Here is a 4,510-nt window from a genome sequence, read left to right on the forward strand (position 1 = left end):
GAGCAGGTGACCTGCCTGCTCCTGCTCTCAGCCTTCGCTGAGCGGATTGAGCTTCACGCTGAAGCCGGGCTACTCTGTTCGGCTGGATTGGCAACGGCGAGCAGTTCGCGTACAACTTCTTTAATATGAGAAGAGGATAGGCCATATAGCTCTTTGAGAATAGCCGGGGCGCCATGCTCGACAAGGCGATCTGGGAAGCCAATGAGCTTAACCTGCACGTTATGGTATCCTTCGCGAGCGAGCAGCTCAAGAACAGCGCTGCCGAAGCCTCCTGCTACCATATGGTCCTCAATGGTGATCAGGCGCCTGGTGGCTCGTGCCAGAGCCAGAATGAGAGCTTCATCCAGTGGCTTGGCCCAGCGTGCGTTCACAACAGCGACATTGATGCCGTCCGCTTTCAGTTCCTTGGCTGCCTGCTCAGCCAGCTCGACGGTCGTGCCATAAGCGAGTAAGGCGCCCTGGCAGCGCTCGGCCTCTTCAAGAGTTGCCGGTTGAAGAAGCTCAGCTTTACCAATCTCCAACGGGCGCAGCTCTTTATCTAGAGACACACCGCGCGCCTTGCCACGCGGATAGCGCAGGCAGACTGGCCCATCCATGTACAGAGCCGTGTAGAGCATGTGACGCAACTCGTTTTCGTCACGCGGAGCCATGACTCGCATATTAGGGATCATTCGCATAAAGGCGATGTCAAAGAGGCCATGCTGCGTGGGGCCATCCTCGCCGACGACCCCGGCGCGATCCATTGCAAAAACAACGTGCAAGTTCTGCATGCAGATGTCATGGATAACCTGGTCAAAGGCCCGCTGCATGAAGGTGGAATAAATGGCGACGACAGGGCGCAGTCCCCCTACAGCCAGACCGCCGGCAAAGGTCACAGCATGCTGCTCGGCAATCCCAACGTCAAAATAGCGTTCGGGGAAGCGCTGATGCAACTTCTTCAGACCTGTGCCTTCGGCCATCGCGGCCGTAATACCGACAATGGATGGGTCGCGCTCGGCCAGCTCAACCAGCGTGTTAGCAAAGACCTCAGTATAAGTTGGGGGATCATTAGGATTCTTCTTGATGACACCGGTACGGTAGTCGAAGGCTCCGGGTCCGTGCCACTTGGTAGCATCTTCTTCAGCAAAGGCCCAGCCCTTGCCTTTCTTGGTAACTACCTGGACCACAATCGGCCCGTCAATGCGCTTAATATTTTCCAAGACATCGATGAGCAGAGGGAGATCATGCCCATCAAAGGGGCCGAAGAACTTGAAACCCAGCTCCTCGAAGATGGTGCCACTTTTGCTATGCAAGATAAACTGTTTGAAGCTGGTCTCAGCACGCGCTGCAGCTTCCAGAGCGACGTCGCCAACCACGGGGAGACGCTCGATAGAGCCTTTGGTCATTTCTCTCAGGCGCTGGTAGCCAGGTGAGGTCTGCATGCGCCTCGCTCTGGCGAGTACTGCGGCAATGGCCCCTACATTATCAGAGATGGACTTCTCGTTATCGTTGAGGATAATAATGAGATTCTTTTTTAAACTGCCAGCGTTATTGAGCGCTTCCAAGGCCATACCGCCGGTCAAGGCTCCATCCCCAATGACGGCTACTACCTTGAAGTTCTGGCCCAGGAGATCACGCGCCACGGCCAGTCCCAGAGCAGCAGAGATGGAGGTACTGGCATGGCTGGCGCCAAAGACATCATAGGGGCTCTCCTCACGGCGGAGATATCCCGACAGGCCTCCAAACTGGCGAATCGTGCGGAAGCGCTCGCGGCGTCCTGTCAGCAATTTATGTACATAGGCCTGATGGCCAATATCCCAAACGAGCAGATCGTGAGGGGTATTGAAGACAGTATGTAAAGCAATGGTCAGTTCGACGACCCCCAGGTTAGGAGCAAGATGACCCCCTCTGGACGAGACCGTCTCGATAATTTCTTGGCGAATCTCTTCGGCCAGCAAACGCATCTCAGCTATACTAAGCGAGCGAAGCTGCGCCGGGCTATCAATGCGATCCAGTATCCTTGCCAAGGCAGTCCTCCCACAGGAAAGCTTATCCCGTATTATAGGGCGGTAGAGACAGCGAAAGAAAGGTCGCGATGTGATAGAGGCATGCACCCAAAGCCTTGACAGGACAACAACTGCGGTTCAGGCGAACAGCGAAGACGCGACGAACTGCCGCCAGCCTGCCGATATCGATTGCTCTCTGCAGAGAACCTGGCGGTAGGGTCTGTCAGAGTAGAGCCGGTAGACTCTTGACATGCTCCCACTTTCTTCTTATCATGGCCTTTCGGAAAAAGCATCTGGGACATCCGGGTGGGGTGAGAGCGTTTCCAGAAGACCGACGCTCCCCCGCAAGGAGAGGTCTGTTTACGCGCTGAAATGATGGCAGGCGTGGCCCAATGGACCGCTTGACGTTGCCCTTTCCTGCCGGTATACTGATCACACTGGGGTGGAGGCGGCTCTCCTACATCCCTTCTGTGTTTCGTCTCCCGCAACTCTGTCCGTATCGTGGGAATGGTGAATATCCCCTTTCAGCCTGTGAGTAAGCGCGTCGAGCTAAAGCGAACCAGCCAGGCAGCCAGCAACAAGGCAAGCATCACGGCTGAAACCGCCCCGCAGAACAGCAACGCTGACAGGGTCGTCAGGGAGACGAGCAGCACGCCCGGTCCGGGGAGAGGGGCACCGGCAGTAGTGCCCAGGCGGCTTGCCGTCTGAACGGACATTACGGCGCTTTTGTCGTCATTTTCTGATACTGTTTAGGGAAAGGAGGCGGCGCTTTTCCACCAGCTTTCGGGTGGGGATTGGTGCGCCGCAGGTCCAATGACGAGGAAAGAGAGCGAAAAGGACACCGAACGTCCGCACTACTATTCGCAGTTCTGGCTCGATGTCGCCGCCGGACGCCGGGTGATCGGCAGCCCCAAGACCACTGAGGAGAGCGAGACGGGTGAGCGGGGCGAACGCGACTCCCAGGAGTCAGGGGCAGCTCGAAAGTCGGCCCGCGGCAGCCATACGTCCAGCAGTGAAAGCCGCGACCGCGAGGAGTCTCGCACTCCCCTGGCGGAAACGGTCACAGCTAAGGCCCAGCAGCCAGAGCCTGAGGTGACTGCGCCAGCAGCTCAAGCGGCCACTACCGTTCCAGAAGAAGAGGTCTCTACTAGCGAGGATGAGGAGAGCGAGGTCGAGGCTGCTGAAGATGAGGAGCTGTTAGAGGAGGCTCTAGAATCTGAACCAGATGAAGAGGAGGAGCCTGAGCTAGGCTACGAGGATGAGGAGGAGGAGGAGGAAGATGAAGAGTTCTTTGAGGATGAGGAGGATGAAGACCTCTGGCCTGGCGGTAAGGGGAAGAAAAAGCATGTGAAGCCCAGTCGCCAAACCAAGGCCTCGAAGCGTCCACGACGGGATACGCGTCGCGGCTATTAGATAGCGCTGCGCTCTCAGGGCTGGCGGCTAGCAGACAGGGCTGATGCGACAACTAAAGGAGATGCCGGCGGCATTGGCTGGTTCTTGCTTGCAGATGGTTTCTCTGCTACTGCCTCAGTTTGCTCCAGAGAGAAAAAGGCCAGGAGTCAGCAATTGGCTCCTGGCCTTTTTGTTCTGGGGATGCTGGCCTGCCGGCTTATCTCCAGTAAGCTGGCAGCCGGCCACAGATCCCGTCAGAGCTTGTGCCTGCTTTCTCTTGTCAGGTCAGGGGTAGATGCCGCGAATTTGCGTAGCCTCAGCAACGCGAGAGATGGCCAGCATGTTCGCAGCCAGTCGCAGATCACAATGATATTGTTCGGCCTTCTCAACTACTGCCGCAAAGGCCCGATTCATGATGAGTTCCAGCTTCTGGGTAATTTCTTCAACGCCCCAGAAGAAGCTTTGTAGGTCCTGCACCCACTCGAAGTAGCTGACCGTGACGCCTCCAGCATTGGCCAGGATATCCGGTATCACAATCACGCCCTTGCGTCCAAGAATCTTGTCTGCCTGGGGCGTAGTTGGGCCGTTGGCTGCCTCGGCAATGATGCGCGCCTGGATACGGCCGGCATTGGCCTCAGTGATAACTCCCTCGGTCGCCGCTGGAATCAGAATATCGCAAGGGACTTCCAGGACCTCCTGAGGGCTGATCTGCTGGGCCGCTGGGAAGCCCACTACGCTGCCTCTCTCTTGCTTGTGTCGCAACACCGCAGCAGGGTCTAGCCCAGCCTCATTGTAGATTCCTCCCCGCGTATCACTGACCGCCACGATCTTACAGCCCTCCTGGTGGAAGAGGCGCGCAGCAATCGAGCCGGCGTTGCCGAATCCCTGGATGCTAACACGCGCGCCGCGTAGCGGCATGCCGATCCGGCGCGCCGCCTGACGAGTAACAAAGAGTACCCCCATTGCCGTAGCATCGTTGCGCCCCTCGCTGCCCCCGATAGAGAGCGGCTTGCCAGTGACAACGGCGGGGATAGAAAAGCCCTCGTGCATCGAATAGGTGTCCATAATCCAGGCCATGATCTGGGGATTGGTGTTAACATCAGGCGCCGGAATGTCACTGTGAGGGCCAATAA

General features: G+C 57.3%; 4 protein-coding genes. 1 reads left to right on the forward strand and 3 read right to left on the reverse strand.

Going from position 1 to position 4,510, the window contains the following annotated elements; translation table 11 throughout:
* Positions 1-53: 53 nt before the first annotated feature.
* Positions 54-2,006 carry a 1-deoxy-D-xylulose-5-phosphate synthase gene (gene dxs / locus IRZ24_RS17210; RefSeq protein WP_297166895.1) on the reverse strand — a complete coding sequence of 651 codons (1,953 nt, stop codon included), beginning with the start codon at positions 2,004-2,006 and terminating at the stop codon, positions 54-56.
* 503 nt (positions 2,007-2,509) lie between these two features.
* Positions 2,510-2,701, reverse strand: coding sequence for a hypothetical protein (locus IRZ24_RS17215; protein ID WP_297166898.1), 192 nt, complete (start codon positions 2,699-2,701; stop codon positions 2,510-2,512).
* 97 nt (positions 2,702-2,798) lie between these two features.
* Between IRZ24_RS17215 and IRZ24_RS17220 the strand changes: the two genes are divergently transcribed.
* Positions 2,799-3,398, forward strand: a complete 600-nt coding sequence (locus IRZ24_RS17220; protein WP_297166901.1) for a hypothetical protein — start codon at positions 2,799-2,801, stop codon at positions 3,396-3,398.
* A gap of 264 nt (positions 3,399-3,662) precedes the next feature.
* Here the strand turns inward: IRZ24_RS17220 and IRZ24_RS17225 are convergent.
* On the reverse strand, positions 3,663-4,510 hold an 848-nt coding region (locus IRZ24_RS17225; protein ID WP_297166903.1), incomplete at its 5' end, for a Glu/Leu/Phe/Val dehydrogenase.

The organism is Thermogemmatispora sp., assembly GCF_019683755.1.
Lineage (GTDB): Bacteria > Chloroflexota > Ktedonobacteria > Ktedonobacterales > Ktedonobacteraceae > Thermogemmatispora.

Excerpts from the sequence above, each read along its gene's own strand:
- IRZ24_RS17215 (WP_297166898.1), bottom strand. The coding sequence starts at position 2,701 with ATGTCCGTTCAGACGGCAAGCCGCCTGGGCACTACTGCCGGTGCCCCT.
- IRZ24_RS17220 (WP_297166901.1), top strand. The coding sequence starts at position 2,799 with ATGACGAGGAAAGAGAGCGAAAAGGACACCGAACGTCCGCACTACTAT.